Raw genomic sequence first — 19,441 nt, forward strand, 5'->3', positions numbered from 1 at the left:
TGATCAGCCAGATACTAAGAACCTGGTTATTTCTTCTCTGGCAGACGCCAATCAATATAGAAAACTTATGATAAGCGGGGCTAAGATGGAAACAACAACTGCGCTTAACGTCATAGCAATGGAACTTGCGGCGCCCTCTTTTTCATTATTTTCCAAAGCTTTCGCCGTGCCAATGGCATGAGATGCAGCCCCAAGGCCTATTCCTTTCCCAAGAAAATGATCAATTTTACAAAGTTTGAATAAATAACCTGAGAGGACAACACCGCCTATCCCTGCAACCATCACAAAAACAGCTGCCAGGGGTGGGGCGCCGCCTATTGAAGCTGCAACTTCCATTGCTACCGGAGTAGTTACAGACTTTGGTACTAACGAAAACAAAAGAAATTCTTCAATACCAAATAACCTTGCTAAATAGATCCCTGACAGAATCCCCACAAAGGCTCCCAGCAAAACTCCACCAATTATTGGCCAAAAATATTTTTTTAACATTTCCGCCTGCTTATAAAGGGGGTATGCGAGTGCCACAATAGCAGGGCCTAACAGGCTTTCAATCCATTGTCCGCCAATCATGTATGTATCATAGGATATATCGGTGATTAAAAGAAAAATTACAATCAGAAATGTAGAGCTTAACAGCGGCAGCATAAACGGGCTTGGAAGCATCCGATACAAAGATATCCCCAGCCGGTATGTACCCAGGGTAGCAGCCACTGCAATCAGGCTAATCCACCATTCGTTCAAGCTGTCTCTCCCTCCTTTTAGCTAGTATTTGACTGAATAATGATGAAACGACCATTACAATCACTGTACTAATAAGCGCCACAATGATCAGCAGCACTCCACCTCCCGAAAGAACATCCAGAAATTCTATAATGCCAATCGTAATGGGCAAAAACAAAATAGGCATATGAGAAAGGAGAGAGACTGCTCCTCTCTCCACCATTTTAGGAGTCAATACTTTTGTAAAAAAAAGAAACAGCAGGAGAAGCATTCCTATAATACTTCCTGGTATCACTAAATTAAACAATTCCTGAATCCAGCTTCCTAATACATAAAAACCGTATAAAATAGCAATATGCAAAATCGTTCTGATTACGTCCATTATTCCTCCTCCACGTTCCCAAAAGGAAAGGTGGCCATGATCTCGTATTTCGGTGTCCGGTCTAAGTGAGTCCGAAAAAGAACACAGTTTGTCACCTTCCATGAGCTAGAAGTTAAATCTTTTTCTACCTGTAATTCTTCTACATTTTTTTGATAAGACCCTTTTCCCTTCCACTTTCTCGAAAGTGTGATGTGAGGACGAAAGGGCTTATTGTCAAAAGTAAAACCAAGTGTCTCACAGGCGTGAACAACCTGCCGCTGCAGGATGTGAAGTTCTTTTGGGTCTGTCACACCCGCCCAGAATATTCTAGGCTCCTCTTTTTTGCCAAATGTTCCAACTCCTTTTAAAGCCAGGGAGAAAGGTGGGACATCCTTCACATATTCTCTCACCTCTTGTTTCACCTTCTCAATTTGTGAATCGGAGCTTCCCCCTAAAAAAGCCAATGTAAGATGATAATCCTGGGGATGCACCCACTTTTTAAATAATAAGGTTTGTGAGTATCGCTGCTCCATCGTATGAAGATCTCTCCTTGCTTCCTCAGAGACAGTCAGGCCAATGAAATAATGTGGATGCTGTGCCAAGGGCCATTCCTCCTTTATATTTTGACTTAACAGATTTTGTATAATTCATTTAAGTGCTGGATATGTGACAAGAGTTTTACCCCTTTTTCTCTTATCTCTTCCCTTTGTCCTTTATACAATATAAAGGGGACCTCTGCTCCGTTTGCCGCTTTCCCGTCAATCCAGGAATCCCCCACCATAAGCCACCCTTTTGCAGGAATAGCAGGATTCTTTTTTAAAACAGACATGACTGAGTCAGAGGATGGCTTTAAAGCTTTCATTTTATCTCTGCCTATGATGTCCTTAAAAAGGTGGTCCACTCCTGTCCTTTTTAAAGCATACTCGGCTGAGGCTGTGGCATTGTTAGTAACAACCACCACATGATATTTTTTAGTTAAAAGGTAAGAAAGAATCTCTTTTGCCCCAGGCTCTAAGGCCGCTTCTTTCATGCCTTCTTTCTCACATTCCTCTACACAGGCCAGCATTTCCTCAACCATTGCGTGGTTACCTGTTTTGTTTCCTTGCTTTTTTCCCCATTCTATCATTTCAGCAGGAGCGGCAGTGTCCGGAGAAAAAAGCGTTGAGCCTTCCTCATGGTATTTGGTTACAACTTGGAAACAATCCTTTCTCATTCTTTTAAAATCTATCGTAGAGGATAATAAGGTATTATCCATATCAAACATAACTCCTTTATACACTTACAACACGCCTTTCATTTTGCTTTACTCTTTTCTTACGTCAGATCAGGGATAGGATTTGTAATTTCAATTATGATAAAATATTGAAGAATATACAAACTAACAGTGTTCTTCTACGTTATAAGATGCTGCATCCAAGAAGGAAGTGAAATAATGAGAGTGGTCAACAACATGTCGGACCTCGTAGGACATACTCCTCTTCTAAAACTGAATAGATTACCCGGCAATACTGGTGCCTCTGTATACCTTAAACTGGAGTTTCAAAACCCAAGTGGCAGTGTAAAAGACAGAGCAGCTAAAAATATGATTGTTGAAGGAGAAAAAGCCGGACTTATAAATCAGCATACAACAATTATTGAACCAACTTCAGGAAATACAGGAATTGGCTTAGCAATGAATGCTTCTGCAAGAGGCTATCGGTCCATTCTTGTCATGCCTGATACGATGTCCTTGGAAAGAATAAACCTTCTGAAGGCATACGGGGCAGAAGTCGTGTTAACCCCAGGAGATCTAAAGATGCCCGGAGCCATTGACAAAGCTCACGAGCTGGCACAAGAAATACCCAACAGTTATTTGCCTATGCAGTTTGAGAATGAAGCCAATCCAAATGCACATCGAAAAACAACGGCTGTGGAAATCAAAGAAGCAGTAGAAGAAGATATACAAAAGCCTTTAAGTGCATTTGTAGCAGCTTCGGGAACAGGAGGCACAATTACGGGAACAGCCGAGGAATTAAAGAAATTCTTCCCCTGCATGACTGCTCATGTAGTGGAGCCTTTTGGGTCTCCTGTATTATCAGGAGGCAAACCAGGGCCACATAAGCTCGTAGGCACCAGCCCAGGCTTTATCCCTCCAGTCCTGAACCAGGAGGTTTACGATGAAATTTTCAAAATAACCGATGAAGATGCCTACCAAACCACACGGGAGCTTGCCGCAAAAGAGGGAATACTTGTTGGGCCGTCTTCGGGTGCAGCGTGCTTTGCAGCATTAGAAGTTGCTAAACGTCTAACCCCAGAGGAAACAGTCGTTGCTATCACCTGTGATACAGGAGAGCGTTACTTATCAACAGACCTGTTTGAATTCTAGTCAGCTCCTAATAAATGAAGCGCCCGGTTTTCGGGCGCTTCATTTATTTTTTTGAAAGCTCGTACAACGCTTCCGCATAAATAGCTGTGCACTTCAATAAATCTTCCACAAAAATATGTTCATCTCTTTGGTGTGCCACTTCTTCTCTCCCTGGGAAAAGAGGGCCAAAAGCAACGCCAGAGGTCATAGCTCTTGCATAAGTCCCCCCTCCTATTGCAATAGGAGACGACTTGTCCTCTGTGTACTTTTCATACACTTTTTGGAGAGTTTGAACTAACGGGTCTTCAGGATCAACAAAATGAGGGCCTTTGTGAGCCGCCACATCTATTTTATTCTCAAACTTCTGGGCGATGTGCTCCAATTGAGCTTTAATTGTCTCGTAAGACGCTTTTACGGGGTAGCGAATATTTACACCAAGCTCATCTGTCTCTTCATTGTACCGGACGAGTCCTGGGTTGATTGTCAAATGGCCGCTTACCTCATCTTCTATTTCGATACCGGCTTTTTCTCCTACAAAATCGGAAAAATGGGTACTAATGAGTTCGACAAACGACCGTCCTCGTTTATCCATTGGTACCTTATTTAGAAATTGGGCCATTAATACGCCAGCATTGATTCCTTGCTGAGGAAGAGAGCCATGTGCGGCTTTACCTTCGAGTGTTAACACCAGTGTATCTCCACTTCTTTCCTTCCTGCCTGTGACCTCTTCTTTTTTCAGGAAAGATTCAAAACGTTCAGCCACATCTGATGCTTTCTGTTCGCTCTCAGCCGTAATGTGAGCCTCCGCCTTCTCAGGCACCATGTTCAAGCGGTGACCAGCATTAAATTTATCTAAATGGAAGTCAGCTTTCCCATCTTTTGATTTGCTTCCTGCCCCCTTAAAGAAAAAATCACAAATGCCCTTTTCTGCGAATATAACAGGGAACTCAGCATCAGGAGCAAAACCTGTATCAGGTACTGGTTCCTCTTCAAAGTAGCGTTTGACACATCTCCACTCGCTTTCCTCGTCCGCCCCGATGATTAACCTTATGTTTTTTGATAGTGGCAGTTCAAGATCCTTAATCAACTGCAGAGCAAAATAGGCAGCCATTGTCGGTCCCTTGTCATCAATCGCCCCGCGTGCAAAGAGTTTACCGTCTTTAATTACCGGGCTAAATGGATCATTAGTCCATCCGTCCCCTGGTGGCACTACATCAACATGGCATAGCACCCCTACAGTTTCTTTGTATGAACCATAATGTATATGGCCCGCATACCCTTCTACATTTTTAGTGGAAAACCCGTCTTTCGTCCCTTTTTCTAATATGTATTCCAGTGCTTCAGCCACTTTTTTTCCAAAAGGAGCGTTCGGTGCTGCCGTCGTTTCATCTAATATGCTTGGAAATGAAAGAAACTCACTCGTTTCACTTAAAATTTTTTCTTTTCTTTGCAGGACTTCGTCCATCCAATTTATAGTCATTTTTTTCATCCTTCCTGAATTATAAGTTGATTTTTTTGCCAAATGTTCGGAATTATTGTACAATAAAATAGTAACCAGGGCTATTGATAAGACTATCGGCTCTTGTGCATACGCTTTTCTATTTTGTCCCATAAAATATAAGTCATATGCATTAGGACAAAAGAAGAAGCATGTTAGAGCTCCTTATCAATATAGTAATAAAAAGAGAGAGGCCCAGGTAACAGGTTGTTCCAACCATAATAAAGGTTAAGGAGTGGTTTTTTGAGAACTTCAACCGACCGTATGCTTACCCGAATTAAGTCCATTTACCTCTATATTAAGAGAAGGGGGTCAGTGACAACCAGGGAATTGGTTGATGAGTTCGGTATCACCCCGCGCACCATACAGCGCGACTTGAATGTTCTGGAATATAACAACCTTGTCCAAAGCCCGTCACGAGGGACCTGGACCACAACCAAAAAGAAAACAAAAGTATCCTGATTACAATACTTGTAACGATTCTTATATATATTCCGGCCGTCTGGCCGGTTTTTTTTGTTTTAATTTTTAACAGGTACAACCTTTTGAAACAACTACACGATGGGGGATCACCAGCTCTCCCCCAGCCTATTTTCTCTTTTTCTGTAGAGCATGAGATAAATGGAGGCCAATTCTGAAAGAAAACAGAAGTTCAGCAACGCAAAAACGCACAATAAAATTAATCTGCGGGTTTCTGGTACGCTTCTTCGAGAAGCTTTTCTACATCATCCTTGTCCATTTCACGGTACTCTCCTGGCTCAAGATCTTCGTCCAATGGCAAGGATCCAATGTGCGTACGCTTAAGCTGCAGCACCTTTTTTCCCACTGATTCAAACATACGCTTCACTTGATGAAACTTACCTTCTGTTATGACCAGTGTAATTTCATTGGGCTGGCCATTTTCTTTTCGGCTTAATACGGCCGGCTTTGTTTTATAGCCATCGTCTAAATAAACCCCGTCGCGAAATTCAAGCACATCGTCTTCCGTTATCGGCTCGTTGATCAGCGCTTCATATGTTTTGGTTAATCCTTTTTTCGGTGAAGTCAGAGCGTGTGAAAATTTCCCATCATTCGTAAGAAGAAGCAGTCCAGTTGTGTCTTTATCAAGGCGCCCTATAGGAAATATTCCTCGTACGGCATCTTCAAATTCTAGAAGATCTATCACTGTTTCCTGGACCTCATCCTCGGTTGCTGAAATCACACCAGCGGGCTTATTCATCATTAGATAAATATATTCCTGATATTCAATAGGCTCCCCAAATACACTAATCTCCTGTTTTTCAGGCTCTACATGTTCATTCCCACCTTTAGCAGGGACCCCGTCGATTAGAACACCTCCTTGTTTCAGCATTTTTTTCACTTCTTTTCGGCTTCCATAGCCTATGTTAGCCAGTAATTTATCTAATCGCATTCCTTTCTCTCCTCACCTTCGCTCGTTAGCTCATCAAGGACTTTCTTGGCAAAATGGCCATGATTCCCTTGTAAATACGACTTAATTACCCCTCGAGGAATTTGAGTAATAATCTGCTTTGCTGCTTCATCAGGAAGAGAGGATTTCTCCAGCCTTTTTTGCAGAGAATAGACCATTCTCATTGCTTCTTCAGTCGAAGCCTTATTTGCTTCAAGGACATCTTCTTCCTTTCCTTCTATTACTTTAAAAGAAGAAGAAAGCCAGTCCTCCAGCGCTTCTTTCTCCTCCCGGTAACCCCTTGAAATAACAAATACGCCGCCACTTCGGTCTTCTATTGATTGTAAGGCATGGCCTGCGAACTTGCATGGGACTACCTTCAACCCTTTAGCTAAAGGCTGGACTTCACTTCGCATCATTGCTGTTGCTGTATGGTATATAATGGCTCCCTCTTTAAAATAACTTCCATAATTTTCAAAGAAAGACTCATAAGCTTGCGGAGGCAGACACAATAGCACACTGGAAAATAAGTGAAACTTTTCCGGTCCGCAGTATATAAGATTAGCCTCTTTCTCTTCTTTTATTTTGCTTTCAGTTCGATTATAGACATTAACAGGATCATTGTTTTTTGATACAGCTACCGCTCTTCCCAGTTTCCCGTATCCTACCAGTAACAATTTACACCCTCCTCTTTTTAATCATGAATCCTAATGAATGAAAAACGCTGTCCGCCTTTGGCTGACAACGTTCTTTCCGATTACTTATAGGTGATGCGCTTTAGCCTGATGAGGCTTTTTAGAATAATGAGCAGGCTCTTGTTCAGCAAGCCTTTTTTCCTTCGAATTCTCTCTGGAGATGTTAGCTAATATACCTGCTGCGACTAAAGATACCAAAAGAGATGATCCGCCATAACTGATAAAAGGAAGGGTAATCCCTGTAATAGGAAGAAGTCCTGTTACTGCCCCGCCATTAAAAATAGCCTGACTCATCATTTGAAAAATAATACCCAAAGCAAGCAGCGTTCCAAATGTGTTCTTGCAGCGAATTCCGATCATAAGTCCTCTAACAGCTATAACGAGGAGACAGATTAATAGAAACCCTACTCCCAGCATTCCTAGTTCTTCAGCTATTACTGCCAGAATAAAGTCAGTGTGAGGCTCCGGAAGATAATGAAGTTTTTGTACACTTTGACCTAAACCCGTTCCGGTTATTCCGCCGTGAGCGATGGCTATATATGATTGTACCAACTGATAGCCGCCAGCATCACTAGCAAATTCAAAAGGATCTCTAAAGGCTACTAAACGCTGGACCCGGTAAGGAGCCTGAAATGCCAGCCAGGCTACAACAACAGCAGAAAGCCCCCCCAGCACAGCAAGGTGACGGAAACGAGCTCCTGATAAGAAGACAATAATAACGGTCACCAGCAGAATTGCTGTGGCTGTCCCCAAATCCGGTTGAAGCATGATCAACGTAAAAATAAACACTACCACTACTAGTGGGGGGATAACCCCTTTAATAAATAAGTTGATATATTGCTGCTTTTGAGAATAAACTTGAGCTAAGTATATAACAATGCCAAGCTTTACAAATTCAGAGGGCTGAATTCGAAAGCCACCTACTCCCAACCACCGTTGAGCCCCATTAATTTCCAGTCCCACCAAAAGGACGAGCACAAGCATAATGATAGAAGCAGTTATAATAAAAGGAGTCAGCTTACGATACATGCGGTAAGGAAAATGCATTACAACAAGAAATAAAAGCGCTCCTACGATAAACCACACCAATTGTCTTTTAAAGAAATAAGCAGGATCATCGGCAAGGTCGATTCCCAGTGGGTAACTGGCACTGTAAACCATGATAATCCCGAAGAAACTTAATAAAAAGACCGCTCCAATCAGAATCCAGTCAAAATCCTTATACCTTTCTAACTTCATGGCCTCCCCCAATTTCTCCCAATCTATCCACAGATTAACGACCTGTAGTTTGTCTTATTATATCACCCTGTTTCACTTAGAGAAAGAGGATGAAGGGGCTATTCCTCTATTAACGCTCGACAAAAGGAGTCAGCACATTAGCCCTTTCCACTACCTTTGCAAGTGATACTCCCTTATTGTGAACAATAAATGACGCCTTGCACCTTCTATGACTTGTCCCCTGTTTTTAAGATAGAAAAACGATGCCCGAGCACCTTTCCCGCCAATCCTGTTTTCATGCTCGCTGCCAAGTACAGGACTCCTCCTGTAAAGACACTAAATGCAAGAATAAGGAATGCATTAAACCAAGAATCTAATGGAAAGAGGACCATGGCTCCTCCCTGTACAATCCAGACGGCTATTCCCATTACTGCAACAAGCACTACAATAAGGCCGAATCTTTTCACGAGGAGTGTATAGTCGTATTTTGCATACTTTCCTATTGCCCATACATTAATCGTAATCGCCGCAGCATATCCAATATAAGTGGCCATAATGCTTCCAACAGGCCCCATGATAAATACAAACCAGTAGTTTAAAGACAACTTCAAGACTACCCCGATGGTCAGCGAAACGACAGCAAATTTTTGCAAGTTCATTCCTTGCAAAATTGCTGCGGTTACTGAAAATAACGAAAAGAATATAGCTACCGGTGCGTAGTATCTTAGGATATATCCTCCAACGGATACGTCTTCAAAACCAAATAGCACACCAAACGATGGATAAGACAAAATGGATAAACCTACTGCTGCCGGAATCGACAGAAATAAAATAATTTGGTAAGTCTGCGTGATTTGGCTTTGCAATAGCTTATGGTCCTTATTTGTAAAGGAGTTTGTAATAGTCGGGATCAAGGTGACAGACATAGCAGTCGCCAGAGCAACTGGGATTAAAATTAATTTGTGCGCTGAACCAGAGTAAGCACCAAAAGCAGTTTCTGCCTCTCCTTGAATAAATGCCCCGGAGTTAATTAATGCATTATTGAAAGAAAAAAGGTCTACCAGCTGAAATAAAGGGATGGCTAATCCTACAAACGAAATAGGAAGCGCGTAGGAAATAAGCTCCTTGTACATAGACGGCAAGGAAATATTGTGATCGACAGTGCTTTCCTCGATTTTTTTGTTAATGAAATGTTTTCTTTTTTTCCAGTAATACAACAGAACAGCCAGCGCTCCAATTCCTCCGACAAACGCTCCGAAGGTAGCAAACCCAACTGCAGTTCCAAGTTCCCCGTCCCAAATATAGAGGATGGAATAAGCCATTGATAATATGAAAATAATTCGTACGATCTGCTCTACAACCTGGGATACAGCTGTCGGCCCCATAGATTGAAACCCCTGAAAGTAACCACGAATCACTGCCATAGCAGGGATAATCAGAAGAGCCACACTGACCATTCGAATTGTAAATACAACATCTGATAGAGCATTACCGCTTAAATCATCAGGATCACTAATAATCCAGCCTGCAACCGTTGGCGCCATCATAAATAATAAAATAAATGCGATAAACCCTGTGATCGTCATAAAAATAAGCCCTGATTGAAACAACCTCTGGCCCGTGCGGTAATCTCCCAGAGCATTATACTTGGAGATAAACTTGGATACAGCCATCGGCACTCCTAGTGTTGCTAAACTCAATAAGAGAGTGTATGGAAGGTACCCATACTGGTATAAGGCCATTCCCTGGTTTCCAACAAGCGCAACAAAAGGAAAGACATAGATCATTCCTAAGAACTTAGATAAAAATGTAGACAACGACATGATCATCGTCCCACGTAAAAATTTTGAATCTCCCATTCCTTCATCTCCAATTATGTACTTTCTCAAAAAGGTTTATATGTGCTGCCTTAACAAGACTATAAAAACGACTAGGAAATTTATAATATTGCAGACCTTCCATACAAAAGAGAGGACAACTGATTATAATCCCTTGCCCTCTCCAATTATGGCTTATTCTTCATTCATAACCTTAACATATACAGTTCTGGTCCGCGGTCCATCAAATTCGCAAAAGTAGATTCCCTGCCACGTTCCGAGGATTATTTCTCCCTGTTCTATGATTAACGTTTGCTGTGTTCCTACTGTACTCGCTTTTAAATGTGAGGCTGAATTCCCTTCTGCATGACGATACTTAGAATGATCCCAGGGATACACCTCGTCAAGCCTCATAAGCATATCATGTTTGACATCTGGATCTGCATTTTCGTTTACAGTAATGCCTGCTGTAGTATGGGCTGTATAGACTGTCACAATACCTGAAACTACATTACTTTCTTTGATGAAGTTCTTTACTTTACTAGTTATATCAGTCATTTCGTCTCTTGTAGCAGTATTAATTGAAAGTTTTGTTAACATCCTAATCCTCCTCCCCTTTTTTGTATACCCTCTTCTTTCCACAACTTCAACCCGTTTTTCATAAAAAATGTCTCAAGTCGCAATGCTCTCTCTCCTTTGTTATGATATCGTTACAATTTATTGTTTAGCAACCATAGTACACTTGGTATGTAACCGTTATACAGGAAAAGGAGATAGATCGATGAAATATGATGTAATTGTTATTGGGGGAGGCCCTTCAGGACTGATGGCCTCTATTGGAGCCGCAAAAAATGGTGCAAGCGTTCTCCTTGTTGATAAAGGTAAAAAACTCGGTCGAAAGCTTGCTATCTCTGGCGGCGGACGCTGCAATGTCACAAATAGAATGGAGACAAAAGATCTGATTGCTCATATTCCTGGCAATGGGAAGTTTATGCACAGTCCATTTTCGATTTTTAACAACGAGGATATTATCGCATTTTTTGAAGGAATGGGAATCTCTTTAAAAGAGGAAGACATGGGACGGATGTTTCCGGTAAATGATAAGGCAATAACGGTGGTAAGAACTTTATTGAATAAAATGAAGGAACTTGGGGTAGAGACTTTAACAGACACTCCTGTGGAAAAAATCAGGTACAGTGATAAAAAAGTTCTTGGCATAACGCTTCAAAACAAAGAATCGATTGATGCGAATGCAGTTATCATCGCTACAGGGGGAAAATCTGTTCCTCATACCGGCTCAACCGGTGACGGATATCCATGGGCCAAAGCAGCTGGTCACACAATTACAGAGCTCTACCCTACAGAAGTTCCGATTACTTCGGAGGAGAGCTTTATTAAAGAAAAATCTCTTCAAGGCTTATCTCTTCAAGGGGCAGAACTTACTGTGTATAACCCTAAAGGAAAGCCAATTAAATCTCACCGTGGTGATATGATTTTTACTCATTTTGGGGTTTCCGGTCCGATTGCTCTTCGCTGCAGCCAATATGTTGTGAAAGCACTTAAAAAGTTTCCGGTGGACTCGATCGAAATGGGGCTCTCCATAGAGCCTGATAAAAATGAAGAAGAATTTTTTCAGGAATTAATCAAAAGAAAGAAAGAGCTGGCAAACAAAGCTGTTAAAAATGCATTGCGTGGCATGGCTCCTGAACGTCTGCTTTCATTTTACTTACACCAATCAGAAATTAAGGAATCTGTGCCTCTTGGGGAAACAAATAATCAGGACCTTCGCAGACTGGCACAGCTTCTCCATGACTTCCGTTTTCATGTTCATGGGACGTTAAGCATTGAAGAAGCGTTTGTAACTGGAGGCGGAGTTTCCATAAAAGAGATTCATCCGAAACGAATGGAATCCAGATTAAAGCAAGGACTGTACTTTTGTGGGGAAGTTCTTGATATCCATGGATATACTGGCGGCTTTAATATAACGGTAGCGTTTTCTACAGGCTTTACTGCAGGACAAAGTGCTGCTGAGCAGGCTCTCGAGCATAACCAAGGTTCCTCAAGATAGTTATTCACATAATGTGGATAACTATCTTACTTCTTTGTGGATAAGCAATGCCTTACTTTAAGGGTTTAACCTTAGTATTTTTAAAGATTGTGCAAAAGTTTCTTAGTTACCCACAAAATTATACACATAACTTTCATTTATACACAGTAAAATAGACGTGAGGGGATTACAGGTTCCTGCTATAGATTTGGATTATTCAACTTCAGATGGCTCTCTCTTCCCATTATTCTGATAAACTTTCTTCTCAACAAAAAAGGCTGCCCGCTAAACGAATGTAAACGATTAGCGAGCGGCCTTTTCTCTTAATTAGCAACGATATTTACCAGTTTCCCTGGAACCGCAATGACTTTGCGGATCGCTTTTCCTTCAATTGCACTTTGAATCTTCTCGTCTTCTTTTGCAAGAGCTTCCATTTGTTCTCTGTCGGCATCTGCAGGAACAACTGTTTTGGAACGGACTTTTCCATTAACTTGCAGAACAATTTCTACTTCATTTTCCACCAGCATGCTTTCCTCATATGACGGCCATTCTTGGTAGGCGATGCTTTCATTATTGCCAAGCTTTTCCCAGAGCTCTTCCGAAATGTGAGGGGCTACTGGTGAAAGAAGCTTAACAAAGCCTTCCACATACTCTTTAGGAAGCTTATCCTGCTTGTAGGCTTCATTGATAAACACCATCAGCTGACTGATCCCTGTATTAAAGCGGAGGTTTTCAAACTCCTCTGTAACCTTTTGAACAGCTTTGTGATAAGTACGAGCAAACTCCTTGCTGCCTTCGTCTTCAGTAACAGCATTGCTAAGTTTCTCATCGTCAGTCACAAGCAAGCGCCACACTCTGTCTAAAAATCGTTTTGCTCCATCCAGGCCATTTTCTGACCATGCAATCGAGGCGTCAAGAGGTCCCATAAACATTTCATACAGACGAAGGGTGTCCGCCCCGTGGCTGGTTACAATCTCATCTGGATTCACTACGTTTCCTTTTGATTTGCTCATTTTTTCGTTGTTTTCCCCAAGGATCATCCCCTGGTTATATAATCGCTGAAATGGCTCCTTAGTAGGGACAACACCAATATCATAAAGCACCTTATGCCAAAAGCGGGCGTAAAGAAGGTGAAGAACAGCATGCTCTGCCCCGCCAATGTAAATATCCACTGGCAGCCAGCGGTTCACTTTTTGCTGGTCAGCGATTTCCTTACTGTTTTGTGGGTCGATATACCGCAGATAGTACCAGCAGCTCCCTGCCCACTGAGGCATCGTATTTGTTTCCCTGCGGCCTCTCATGCCTGTCTCAGGATCTGTTACTTCAAGCCAGCCCTCTGCATTTGCAAGGGGGGATTCACCAGTTCCTGACGGCTTGAACTCATCCAGTTCAGGAAGCTCAAGAGGCAGCTCTTTTTCTGGAACAGGAGACATCGATCCGTCCTCCCAATGAATAATTGGAATGGGTTCTCCCCAGTACCGTTGGCGGCTGAACAGCCAGTCCCGTAAGCGGTAGGTAATTTGTTTTGTGCCCTTCTTTTCTTCTTCCAGCCACTCGATCATTTTTTTAATCGCTTCTTCTTTACCTAGCCCGTTTAAGAAACCAGAATTGACATGGGGACCGTCTTCCGTATAGGCTTCTTCCTCAATATTACCGCCTTCTACTACTTCTCTAATAGGCAGGTCAAACTGTTTTGCAAACTCATAGTCGCGCTCGTCATGAGCCGGCACTGCCATAATGGCTCCGCTTCCGTAGCTGACAAGTACATAATCGGCAATCCAGATTGGAAGCTTTTCACCATTTACCGGGTTCACTGCATAAGCACCCGTAAAGACCCCTGTTTTCTCTTTTTGAAGCTCTGTACGTTCCAAGTCACTTTTTGTGGCTACTTTTTGCTGGTATTCTTTTACCTTATCAGCCTGCTCTGGGGTTACAATTTTTTCAATAAGCTCATGTTCAGGAGCAAAGACGCAGTACGTAGCTCCGTATAGGGTATCAGGGCGAGTTGTAAATACGGTGAATGACTTGTCTGTTCCATCAATGGTAAAGTGCACGTCTGCTCCTTCAGAGCGGCCAATCCAATTGCGCTGCATATCTTTGACGCTTTCCGGCCAGTCCAGTTCCTCTAAATCTTCTAGCAGACGGTCTGCGTATGCTGTTATTTTAAGCATCCATTGCTTCATGGGACGTCTTTCAACGGGATGGCCACCTCGTTCACTTTTCCCGTCTACTACTTCCTCATTCGCAAGAACAGTACCAAGTGCCGGGCACCAGTTAACAGCAATTTCATCCATATAGGCAAGCCCTTTTTTATACAATTGTAAAAAGATCCACTGAGTCCACTTATAATAATTTGGGTCTGTTGTATCAATTTCCCGGTCCCAATCATAGGAGAAGCCTAATGATTTAATCTGGCGGCGAAAATTATCTATATTTGTCTGTGTAAATTCTCTAGGGTGTTTTCCTGTATCAAGGGCATACTGCTCCGCCGGCAGTCCAAATGCATCCCATCCCATGGGATGGAGGACGTTATATCCTTGCATTCTTTTCATTCTTGATAAAATGTCAGTTGCTGTGTATCCTTCCGGGTGCCCGACATGAAGACCCGCGCCTGAAGGGTACGGAAACATATCAAGAGCGTAGAATTTAGGCTTTCCTTCTTCTTCTTCTGTTTTAAACGTCTTATTTTGTTCCCAATATTCCTGCCATTTCTTTTCAATGTTTTCATGGGAAAATGCCATGTGTGGTCCTCCTCAAAATTTATAAGTATTTTATTAGCTTTTTATAAAGGCAAATTATGACTCATGTTTCTTGCACGTAAAAAAACCTCCCATCCCTAGCGTTAAACGATAGGGACGAGAGGCTGTCAATTCCCGCGGTACCACCCTGTTTAGTGCCTATTAAAAAAGCACTCACTTATTCCTCCATAACGCAGAGCTGCGTCAAAAGCTACTAACCCTTTCGCTTTTGAGACTAAAAGGTGAGTTCACATTGCTCCTTGATTGACTCGCACCAGCCGTCAACTCTCTGCTCCCAGATACAATGCTACTAGTCCTTCTGCTACGTCGCTGTCTATTAATGAAATCGTATAACAACTAGCTTTGCTTTACATACTAATACTTGATATTTTATGGATTTACTAAATTCCTGTCAAGGTTGCGGTTTTAAGTATTTTCACCAAACCCTAAAGGATATAAACATAATCTTTCCCGTGTATTGCTGCGGTTTCTTTTTTCCTTGCTTAAGGGGAAGATCATAGGTGGCTGCGGCTGCTATCGCAATAAAGAACATGAACAACAGCAAAATAAATAAAAATTCAATCCCTACTAAATCTACGGTTATTCCCCCAGCGAACGGTCCTATCATTCGTCCTCCAGTAGCTACGCTGTTTATAATACCCTGATAATACCCTTCTCTTCCTTTTGGTGCCAGTTGATGAGCAACTGTAGGTACTGCCGGCCACACAAACATTTCTCCAATGGTTAAAATCACCATAGCGATAACAAAAGCAGTAAATACCTCGGCTTGGGAAAGAACGTAAAAGGAAATCATAAAAATAACGATTCCAGTTACTATTTGTGCCTTTAAGCTTTTCACTGCTTTTTTGATAAATAAAGCCATGAATGGCTGAAAAACAACGATCATAACACCATTAATGGTCCATAGCATGCTGTATTCTGCCAGTGAAATACCAAGGTTTTGCACATGAACAGAAATATTTGACTGCCATTGCACATAAGCTATCCAGCAAATTAGGAATGCACTGGACAATAAAATGAGAGACCGGATTCTTTTCTTGCTTTTCACAGGGGCAGATTCAACTGCTATTGCTACACCAGAAAAAGAAGAGTTTCTCACAGACAATCTATTATATGAGTACAAGACAAGCCCTAAAAACAATACATACGTCAGGGCCGTGGCAAGGAATATCAAATCAATTCTCAAAGAGGCAATCACCCCTGCCGACGCTGTTCCAATTGCCACCCCGACATTTTGAGAAACATACATCGCGTTAAAAGGGCGTCTTCCACCTTCAGGCCAGACACTTGCTGCCAGGGCATAAAGGGCAGGAAAAACCATCCCAGTTCCAAGACCAATGCCCGCCAAAAGCGATGCATAAATATAAAATGTATGGTAAAGAGATAGAGCAACGGAGCTGGCAATGGTAATACATATTCCTAAAATGATTGTATAATATCCGCCTATTCTATCAAAAAGCCGGCCTCCTGCCAGACTGCCAACTACACCGGCTCCAGCATTAAAAACGAGGACCAGCCCTGCCAGCGTTAAAGGCTTGCCTAATTCCTGGTGAATAAATATAGTGTTTAAAGGCCAGATGAAAGATATCCCTGTTACGTTAATCATCATGCCGATGGTTAAAAGCCAGATCGATTTAGGCATTCCCTCTCTCCCCTATTTCGACTTTCGAATTGATTGTATGGGAAAGGCTGACGTTTAGCAAGAAGGCTTTCCTTGTCCACTGATACGAACAGCAGCCTGCTTCTGAAAAGTTTTGCTTTCTCTTGAGGCAGCCCATCAACTTTCTCCCATTAAGCAGTCATGCTACAATAAGACGTACTGTTCCTACTAGGACTCTCTTGTCACCAATAAAGGAAGACAAGATTACACTGACAAGGAGAGAAAATAATGTCTATTAATGCTAATCAAACCACTCCTCAGCTATGGGGAGATAAACGTTATCATACATGGAATCATGAGCTTCGCAGCCATTTTGGAGAAAAGATTTTTAAAGTACCTTTGGACGGAGGATTTGATTGCCCAAACCGAGACGGAAAGGTAGCGTCTGGGGGATGTACTTTTTGCTCCCAAAGAGGTTCAGGTGATTTTGCAGGTGACCGCAAAGACGACCTTCTTACGCAATTTCATGGGATAAAAGAACGTATGCATAAAAAATGGAAAAATGGAAAATACATTGGCTATTTCCAAGCCTTTAGCAACACCTATGCTCCCGTGGAAGAGTTAAGAGAAATGTATGAACTCATTTTACAACAGGAAGGCGTTGTCGGCCTTTCCATTGCCACTCGCCCTGATTGTCTCCCTGAGGATGTAGTAGAGTATCTCGCTGAACTTAATCAACGCACCTATTTATGGGTAGAACTGGGTCTCCAAACTGTACATGAAAAAACCTCTCTGCTTATTAACAGAGCTCATGATTATGCCTGTTATATTGAAGGTGTCAATAAACTTAGAAAACACGGAATCCGGGTTTGCTGCCATATTATCAATGGCCTGCCATTGGAAACAAATGAGATGATGCGAGAAACTGTCCGAGAAGTGTCCAAGCTTGATATCCAGGGAATTAAGATTCATCTTCTTCACCTGATGAAAAAAACCCCTATGATTAAGCAATATGAAAAAGGTCTTGTAGAGTTTATGGACTTTGATGAATATGTGAGTCTTGTGGTTGACCAGCTTGAACTCCTTCCTCCTCAGGTGATTGTTCATCGTCTGACAGGAGATGCACCTGCTGATTTATTAGTAGGTCCAATGTGGAGCATGAACAAATGGAAAGTGTTAAATGCAATAGAAGCAGAATTTAAAAAAAGGGATACATGGCAAGGAAAATACTTTCATCCAAGCGAGGTGAGGGGAACATGAATCTATACCGCATTCTCCCTTTTGCCCGCCATCTCATAGATTTGGTTGTCCGGAAAGGCGATATAGCAGTTGACGCCACTGCCGGGAATGGACACGACACGTTATACTTGGCTGAACGTACAGGTGAAAGTGGCAGAGTCTACAGCTTTGATATTCAGCCAGAAGCGATACAAAGTACAAAAGAACGCCTTAAAAAGGCGGGCTTAGAGGGTCACGTTACACTGCTCCAACAAAGTCATTGCAAGGCAGCAGACGTTATTCCCAACTCGGAACACTCCAAACTAAAAGCAGCTATCTTTAATCTTGGGTACCTCCCTGGAGGCGATAAAACAATCACCACGTCTCCTCAAACAACAATCACCGCAGTAAAAAACCTTCTTCGCATTATGCCTGATGGGGGATTGATTATTCTCGTCATTTATCATGGCCATGCAGAAGGACAAATTGAACGTGATAAGCTTCTGTCCTATACTGAAAGCCTGGATCAGCAGGAAGCTCATGTTTTACGTTACCAGTTTACGAATCAAATGAATAACCCCCCCTTTATCGTGACAATAGAAAAAAGAGGCTGACAGCAGAGTCAGCCTCTTTTTCAATTTTCTTTTTTATTTAATTTTTCGAAATACCCAGCTATTCACATAAAAGAATCTTGATGACAAGCCGCCAAATCGAACGATTTGTTTGGCTGTTTCTTTCATTTCCTTGTTCAACTGGACTTTATTATCTGTTAGATAAATTGCGATAACTCCCTGGTAAATTAATTGATGAAACTTTTGGTCTGGAAGTCTCTCAATACTGGTTTTCACCTTATCCATAAAAAAATGCATACGGTGCACCATCTCGTCTTCATTTCCATAGTAGTTTATAAAATTAAGTTCATCATCCGCGTGGTCCTCTTCTTGATCGATAAAATAATCTAGTAATATATGAAGACCCTGAACAGCTGGAAAGTAGGCATTTTTAATGTTAGAAAAAAGCCAGGGCGTTCCTTCCCCGCGGGCCGCATATCCGGCAAGAGTATATACACCAAGCGTGGAGGCGGTGGCAGAAGAAAACTCATACCATGTTAAATCTGGCATTACGTCTTCATGTTTCTTATACCACTCTTTTAAGAGAGGCTCTCTTTCTTCCTTTTTTACATGCTTATAAACCTGGAGGTCCTGATAGTAAGAAGACAGCTCTCTCATATCCTCTTGTGCCATTGGAAAACCAGGAAACGTTCTTAACGTATTTTGACATGTTTCAATAAGGGAATGAAGGTAACCGCCGTCTTCCTGCTCTTCTCTGTAATAGTAATAGTTTTTAAGCTCTGCACCAGGTGTCAAGGCATCGTCCAAGGCATCATGGAGAGTCCTGAAATCGTTCGGGTCCAGTGATTCACTTTGATCACATAAGTTATCTAAGTAATCACAGATTGTCTGGTAGGCTACCATAAACTGAATGACTTGATTTTGTCTCTGACCGGCGAGCAATCCAAAGGCCGAGCCACCCTCACAATGAAAATATTTTTTTGAAAGGCTGTCCAAAGCTTGCTCTCTTAGTTCCTGATTAGGAATTACGCTGGCTTTTTTCTTCCATTCTTTTAAAAAGTAATGAGCGGCTGGTATCGTTTCTTTGTTTAATTTATATAGTATCGTCCATGGTTGAGTTGGAACTTTCAACGTTGGTCCTCCTAAAACTTATTTGTTCATTTAATCAAGATACCATGCTTTGA

At 42.0% G+C, this 19,441-nt stretch carries 18 protein-coding genes and 1 other annotated feature; of the genes, 5 read left to right on the top strand and 13 right to left on the bottom strand.

From position 1 onward, the window contains the following. Window positions 1–51 precede the first annotated feature (51 nt). The 4 genes from CEF17_RS13190 to CEF17_RS13205 are packed head-to-tail and all read right to left on the bottom strand — an operon-like array spanning window position 52 to window position 2,360. On the bottom strand, window positions 52–741 hold the full coding sequence (locus CEF17_RS13190; protein ID WP_100399924.1) for an LrgB family protein: 690 nt from the start codon (window positions 739–741) through the stop codon (window positions 52–54). Next, a complete protein-coding gene (locus CEF17_RS13195; RefSeq protein ID WP_100399925.1) occupies window positions 722–1,102 on the bottom strand; it encodes a CidA/LrgA family protein in 381 nt (126 codons plus the stop codon). Before CEF17_RS13195 ends, CEF17_RS13190 begins: the two co-directional genes overlap by 20 nt. Then, complete coding sequence (gene thpR / locus CEF17_RS13200) at window positions 1,102–1,683, bottom strand: RNA 2',3'-cyclic phosphodiesterase (RefSeq protein ID WP_157843036.1); 582 nt, start codon at window positions 1,681–1,683, stop codon at window positions 1,102–1,104. Before thpR ends, CEF17_RS13195 begins: the two co-directional genes overlap by 1 nt. Before the next feature lie 26 nt (window positions 1,684–1,709). Beyond that, complete coding sequence (locus CEF17_RS13205) at window positions 1,710–2,360, bottom strand: HAD family hydrolase (RefSeq protein WP_198508971.1); 651 nt, start codon at window positions 2,358–2,360, stop codon at window positions 1,710–1,712. Between the two features lie 153 nt (window positions 2,361–2,513). Here CEF17_RS13205 and cysK point away from each other — a divergent pair, with 153 nt between their 5' ends. Continuing rightward, the gene (gene cysK, locus CEF17_RS13210) at window positions 2,514–3,446 is read left to right on the top strand and encodes a cysteine synthase A (RefSeq protein ID WP_100399928.1); all 933 of its coding nucleotides are present in this window, start codon (window positions 2,514–2,516) and stop codon (window positions 3,444–3,446) included. Between the two features lie 43 nt (window positions 3,447–3,489). Here the strand turns inward: cysK and pepV are convergent, their stop codons facing one another. Beyond that, a complete protein-coding gene (pepV, locus tag CEF17_RS13215; RefSeq protein ID WP_100399929.1) occupies window positions 3,490–4,905 on the bottom strand; it encodes a dipeptidase PepV in 1,416 nt (471 codons plus the stop codon). Between the two features lie 261 nt (window positions 4,906–5,166). On the opposite strand from pepV, the gene CEF17_RS13220 reads away from it, so the two are divergent. Continuing rightward, window positions 5,167–5,385: a DeoR family transcriptional regulator gene (locus CEF17_RS13220; RefSeq protein ID WP_083465399.1), complete on the top strand. Its 219-nt coding sequence runs from the start codon at window positions 5,167–5,169 to the stop codon at window positions 5,383–5,385. 217 nt (window positions 5,386–5,602) lie between these two features. Here the strand turns inward: CEF17_RS13220 and CEF17_RS13225 are convergent, their stop codons facing one another. The 5 genes from CEF17_RS13225 to CEF17_RS13245 form a co-directional block, all read right to left on the bottom strand. Continuing rightward, complete coding sequence (locus tag CEF17_RS13225; protein ID WP_100399930.1) at window positions 5,603–6,334, bottom strand: pseudouridine synthase; 732 nt, start codon at window positions 6,332–6,334, stop codon at window positions 5,603–5,605. Then, window positions 6,325–7,008, bottom strand: a complete 684-nt coding sequence (locus CEF17_RS13230) for a hypothetical protein (RefSeq protein WP_100399931.1) — start codon at window positions 7,006–7,008, stop codon at window positions 6,325–6,327. Before CEF17_RS13230 ends, CEF17_RS13225 begins: the two co-directional genes overlap by 10 nt. Window positions 7,009–7,092: 84 nt before the next feature. Continuing rightward, on the bottom strand, window positions 7,093–8,265 hold the full coding sequence (ftsW, locus tag CEF17_RS13235; protein ID WP_100399932.1) for a putative lipid II flippase FtsW: 1,173 nt from the start codon (window positions 8,263–8,265) through the stop codon (window positions 7,093–7,095). A 206-nt stretch (window positions 8,266–8,471) separates the two neighbouring features. After that, a complete protein-coding gene (locus CEF17_RS13240) occupies window positions 8,472–10,103 on the bottom strand; it encodes a putative polysaccharide biosynthesis protein (protein WP_100399933.1) in 1,632 nt (543 codons plus the stop codon). 153 nt (window positions 10,104–10,256) lie between these two features. After that, the gene (locus CEF17_RS13245) at window positions 10,257–10,661 is read right to left on the bottom strand and encodes a secondary thiamine-phosphate synthase enzyme YjbQ (RefSeq protein WP_100399934.1); all 405 of its coding nucleotides are present in this window, start codon (window positions 10,659–10,661) and stop codon (window positions 10,257–10,259) included. 181 nt (window positions 10,662–10,842) lie between these two features. Between CEF17_RS13245 and CEF17_RS13250 the strand changes: the two genes are divergently transcribed. After that, entirely contained in the window at window positions 10,843–12,129 is a 1,287-nt protein-coding gene (locus CEF17_RS13250; RefSeq protein ID WP_100399935.1) for a BaiN/RdsA family NAD(P)/FAD-dependent oxidoreductase, read from the top strand. Window positions 12,130–12,431: 302 nt separating this feature from the next. On the opposite strand, the gene leuS is transcribed toward CEF17_RS13250, so the two are convergent. Continuing rightward, window positions 12,432–14,849, bottom strand: coding sequence for a leucine--tRNA ligase (gene leuS / locus CEF17_RS13255; RefSeq protein ID WP_100399936.1), 2,418 nt, complete (start codon window positions 14,847–14,849; stop codon window positions 12,432–12,434). A gap of 107 nt (window positions 14,850–14,956) precedes the next feature. Beyond that, window positions 14,957–15,180, bottom strand: a binding site (T-box leader). Window positions 15,181–15,282: 102 nt separating this feature from the next. Continuing rightward, window positions 15,283–16,509 (bottom strand): MDR family MFS transporter, encoded by a 1,227-nt coding sequence (locus CEF17_RS13260; RefSeq protein ID WP_100399937.1) that lies wholly within the window; start codon window positions 16,507–16,509, stop codon window positions 15,283–15,285. A gap of 246 nt (window positions 16,510–16,755) precedes the next feature. Between CEF17_RS13260 and CEF17_RS13265 the strand changes: the two genes are divergently transcribed. After that, window positions 16,756–17,727 carry a tRNA modification radical SAM protein MnmL/YtqA gene (locus tag CEF17_RS13265; RefSeq protein ID WP_100399938.1) on the top strand — a complete coding sequence of 324 codons (972 nt, stop codon included), beginning with the start codon at window positions 16,756–16,758 and terminating at the stop codon, window positions 17,725–17,727. Then, complete coding sequence (locus CEF17_RS13270) at window positions 17,724–18,299, top strand: tRNA 5-(aminomethyl)-2-thiouridylate-methyltransferase MnmM (protein ID WP_100399939.1); 576 nt, start codon at window positions 17,724–17,726, stop codon at window positions 18,297–18,299. The genes CEF17_RS13265 and CEF17_RS13270 overlap by 4 nt, the downstream gene beginning before the upstream one ends. Window positions 18,300–18,332: 33 nt before the next feature. Here the strand turns inward: CEF17_RS13270 and CEF17_RS13275 are convergent, their stop codons facing one another. After that, a complete protein-coding gene (locus CEF17_RS13275) occupies window positions 18,333–19,388 on the bottom strand; it encodes a tetraprenyl-beta-curcumene synthase family protein (RefSeq protein ID WP_100399940.1) in 1,056 nt (351 codons plus the stop codon). Window positions 19,389–19,441 lie beyond the last annotated feature (53 nt).

Source organism: Bacillus sp. FJAT-44742 (assembly GCF_002797315.1).
GTDB classification, from domain to species: domain Bacteria; phylum Bacillota; class Bacilli; order Bacillales; family Marinococcaceae; genus Thalassorhabdus; species Thalassorhabdus alkalitolerans.